A 3,976-nucleotide genomic window follows, 5' to 3' on the forward strand; every position below is an offset into this window, starting at 1 on the left:
CTTGCCCAGTTTGCCAACGGTGTCAAAGTTGCCGAAAGCAAACTGGAAGCGTTTACTAACGAGAAAACTCGTCACCAGGAAATTCTTGGCGCCGCCAGACTAAGACACCAAGAGCAATCCGCTCAGTATCGCGATTTGGAGTCACTGCTTTCCAGTAACAATCCTCATGAAAACAACTTAGAGTCCAAATACGACACTGCCCAGAAGGCAGTATCGGATGCCGCGAACAAGATTGAATCACTGCGTGATCAGCTACACGAAGCAGAGCGTGAGAAAGACGCCCTTGCCGGAAAGCGCTCGGCACTTAATTTAACCCTCGAGCAAAAAGACGGTGCCTCGTCTTTGACCCAAGCTCAGCTTCGAGGAATTAGGGGTTTGGTTGCCAATCATTTACGCATTGAACCCGGTTACGAGCAGGCCATCGCTGCAGCCTTGGGTTCTTTAGCCGACGCTCTAGTTGCTGAAGACCTAGACTCCGGACTTTCTGCTCTTGAACACCTAAAGAAAACCGATGGTGGTCGAGTTGAAATAATCATCGCTGATGTAGACCTGCGCTCTGATGCTGCGAGTAAGAACTTGGTTCCAGGTTCAAAGGTCGCATCTGAAGTTGTTAGCGCTCCAGATGGAATCTTGAAGTTGCTTTCACAGGTAGTTATTGTCGAGGACCTAGCGGCCGCAAAGAGCTTTTTCAAGGCACAGAAAACTGACTCGCAAGTTATAACCAAACAAGGTGACGTTCTAACCAGAGCAGTTTTACGTGGTGGTTCATCCAGCAAGCCTTCCAAACTTGAGTTGGTGGCCGAGCGAGATGCGGCGGAAAAGGATCTTTCAAGATTGAGCTCTCGCATCGAGACTTTGTCCGCCGAACTTGCCCAAGCCAAGTCCAACGAACTTGCTTCCAAGAATTCAGCCAAGGCATCCTTAGCCGAACTCAATGAGCAGGACGCCAAACTCGCCTCTCAGGCAGAACAGCTTGGTCGGGTTCGCGTTCAAGTCGAAGCCCTGCAGAGCGAGCTTGATCGACTGGGAATTGTTGCCGAGTCGAATGAGGCAGCAATTAGAGAAGCAGAAGGTGAGCTAGAGGTTTCCAAATCTAGACTGCGTGAGTTCGAGAGCCTGGGTAGACCAGAGCAGGCCCTTTCCGACAGAAACCGATTGGTTGAAGTGCTTGAACTTGAAAGATCTAGAGAGCTTGAGATTCGGGTGGAGCTTGGCGCCGGAGAGGAAAGACTTCGAGTAGAAACCGAGAAGTCCGAAAGCCTCAAACTGCAGCTAGACACCTCCCGTTCAGCCGTCGAAGGAGCTATCAGCGCGGCCAAGGCTAGAGCGGGACAGCTCAGCTCGGCTAAGGCAGTTCTAAAGGTTCTACCTAAATTAATTGACGCCGTGTCCATTGGCTCTAATGAAGCAAAACGTGAATACGCCATGCTTGAAAACGAGCGCACTGATCAGTTCCAAGAGCTAACCAAGGTCAGAGGTGAGATCGCTGATATTCAGCAAAAGCTTTCCGATTTGACTCAGTCGGTTCATGACATTGAACTCCAAAATCACGAAAAGCGTCTTAACCTTGCGAACTTGGTTACCCGAGCACAAGAAGAGCTGGGACTGGATGAAGCGACACTGCTTGCCGAGTACAACCCAGAGAACTTGATTCCAGCTTCCGAGCCGGAGGGTGAAGCTGAAGTATTTGATCGCGCGAAACAATTCCAGCGCTTGAAGGAATCCGAGAAGCTACTTGAAAAACTAGGCAGGGTAAACCCGCTAGCTCTAGAGGAGTTCTCCGCTCTCGAGCAGCGCCACAAGTTCCTAACGGACCAATTACAAGACCTAACTGAAACCCGCAAAGACTTGATCAAGATCATCCACGATCTGGACGAGAAAATGCAGGTCATCTTTAGTGACGCCTTCCAGGACACCAAGAAGGCTTTCGAAAAAGTCTTCCCAGTGCTGTTCCCGGGTGGAACTGGATCTATTTTCCTAACTGATCCAGATAATCTGCTCACCTCCGGCCTGGAAGTTAACGTAAAGCCTGCCGGTAAGAAGATTGAAAGACTTTCCTTGCTATCTGGTGGAGAAAGATCGCTAGCGGCAGTAGCTCTCATGGTTTCGATTTTCAAGGCTCGCCCATCGCCTTTCTACATCATGGATGAGGTTGAGGCTTCTTTGGACGATGCGAACCTTGGAAGACTGCTTTCAATATTTGAAGATCTAAGAACAAACTCACAGCTGATCATCATCACTCACCAAAAGCGGACCATGGAAATAGCGGATGCTCTTTATGGTGTTTCCATGAAGTCAGACGGAATTTCAGCTGTGGTTGGTCAACGATTGCGTGAGAAGGCCGAAGCCTAATGTCCAACATCTTCTTTTGGCGTAAAAAACGTGAAGAAGAAAAAGCGGAAGCAAATCAGTTGGATCCAGCATCCGATTCCCAAGATCTAGTAGCTACCGAACTTCCGAAGCGAAATTCAAGAGCCGGAATCCGAAGCCTCTTTTCAAGAATCAAGTTTGACCTTGAGAGCCTGGAACAACTGGAAGATATCTTGATTCAAGCCGACTTTGGAGTTGACTCCGCAGAATCGATTGTTTTGGAAGTAAAAAAGATTGCTAAGTCCCAAGGCGCCCAGTCTGAGGCAGAGCTAAAAACTATTCTTTCTGGAGTGATACGCGACAAGTTAGCTTCTGGGAACAGGGAGCTGAATCTCACAAGTGGGAAACTTCCGTATGTGATTTTGGTTGTTGGTGTAAACGGTGTGGGTAAGACAACCACGATTGGAAAACTTGCCACCTGGCTAACCCAAGGCAATTGGAAAGTAGTTCTTGGCGCAGCTGATACTTTTCGTGCCGCAGCGGTTGATCAACTCGCAACCTGGGCAGATCGTGCAGGCGTGAAACTGGTTGGACCAAGTTCCGAAGGTCAAGACCCAGCGTCTGTAGCATTTGAGGCTGTTGAGTACGCGGTTCAATCTGAAGCAGATGTGGTGATCATCGACACCGCGGGAAGATTGCAGAACAAGAAAGATCTAATGGATGAGCTTTCTAAAATCCGAAGAGTTATTGAAAAGCAAGCCGAGATAGCAGAAGTGCTTTTGGTGCTGGATGCCACGACCGGGCAAAACGGTCTCGTTCAAGCAAGGGCCTTTGCCGAGGCAATTTCGGTAACTGGAATTGCACTCACAAAGTTAGATGGCTCAGCTAAGGGCGGAATTGTCGTTGCCATTCAAAACGAACTTGCTATTCCAATCAAGTTAGTTGGAGTTGGCGAAGGAGTAGAGGACTTTGCCTTTTTTGACCCCGAAGAGTTCGCCAACGGTTTAGTGGCTTAGCCTAGAAATAGGAAGTGAGATAACAAGTGTTTGGAAACCTATCGGATCGCTTAGCCGATACCTTCAAGGCTCTTCGTGGTAAGGGAAGACTAAGCGCTGCCGATATCGACGGAACCCTTAGGGAAATCCGCAAGGCATTATTGGAAGCCGATGTTGCCCTAGAGGTAGTCAAGCACTTCGTTAGCGCTATTCGGGAGCGAGCTCTGGGCGATGAGGTCTCGGCTTCACTGAACCCTGCCCAGCAGGTTGTTCAGATTGTCAATGAAGAATTGATACAAATTCTTGGTGGCGAAGCAAGAAAGCTTCGCTACGGCAAGGTTTCACCAACCGTGATCATGCTTGCTGGTCTGCAGGGTTCTGGAAAGACAACCCTCGCTGGAAAACTTGCCAAGTGGCTAAAAAGCGAAGGTGAGAACCCCTTACTGGTCGCCGCTGACTTGCAAAGGCCAAACGCTGTTGACCAGCTAAAGGTTTTGGGGGAGAAGGTTTCGGTTGAGGTTTACTCACCCGAGGTTGGATCAGGTGTTGGAGATCCCGTAAAGGTTGCCAAAGACTCGATTGCCCACGCTAGATCCAAGGGCAACACGGTTGTGATTGTCGATACTGCGGGCCGCCTCGGTGTTGATCAAGAAATGATGAATCAGGCCAAA

General features: G+C 49.2%; 3 protein-coding genes. All 3 read left to right on the top strand.

The features are described 5' to 3' along the window. On the top strand, window positions 1-2,352 hold a 2,352-nt coding region (locus tag AC9UES_RS06360), incomplete at its 5' end, for an SMC hinge domain-related protein (RefSeq protein ID WP_509527772.1). Then, window positions 2,352-3,326 carry a signal recognition particle-docking protein FtsY gene (ftsY, locus tag AC9UES_RS06365; protein WP_509527774.1) on the top strand — a complete coding sequence of 325 codons (975 nt, stop codon included), beginning with the start codon at window positions 2,352-2,354 and terminating at the stop codon, window positions 3,324-3,326. The genes AC9UES_RS06360 and ftsY, both read left to right, overlap by 1 nt. 26 nt (window positions 3,327-3,352) lie before the next feature. Beyond that, window positions 3,353-3,976 (top strand): signal recognition particle receptor subunit alpha (locus AC9UES_RS06370; protein ID WP_509527776.1); only part of this gene is annotated, 624 nt, incomplete at its 3' end.

Source organism: Rhodoluna sp. (assembly GCF_044232805.1).
In the GTDB taxonomy this organism is placed as follows: Bacteria; Actinomycetota; Actinomycetes; order Actinomycetales; family Microbacteriaceae; genus Rhodoluna.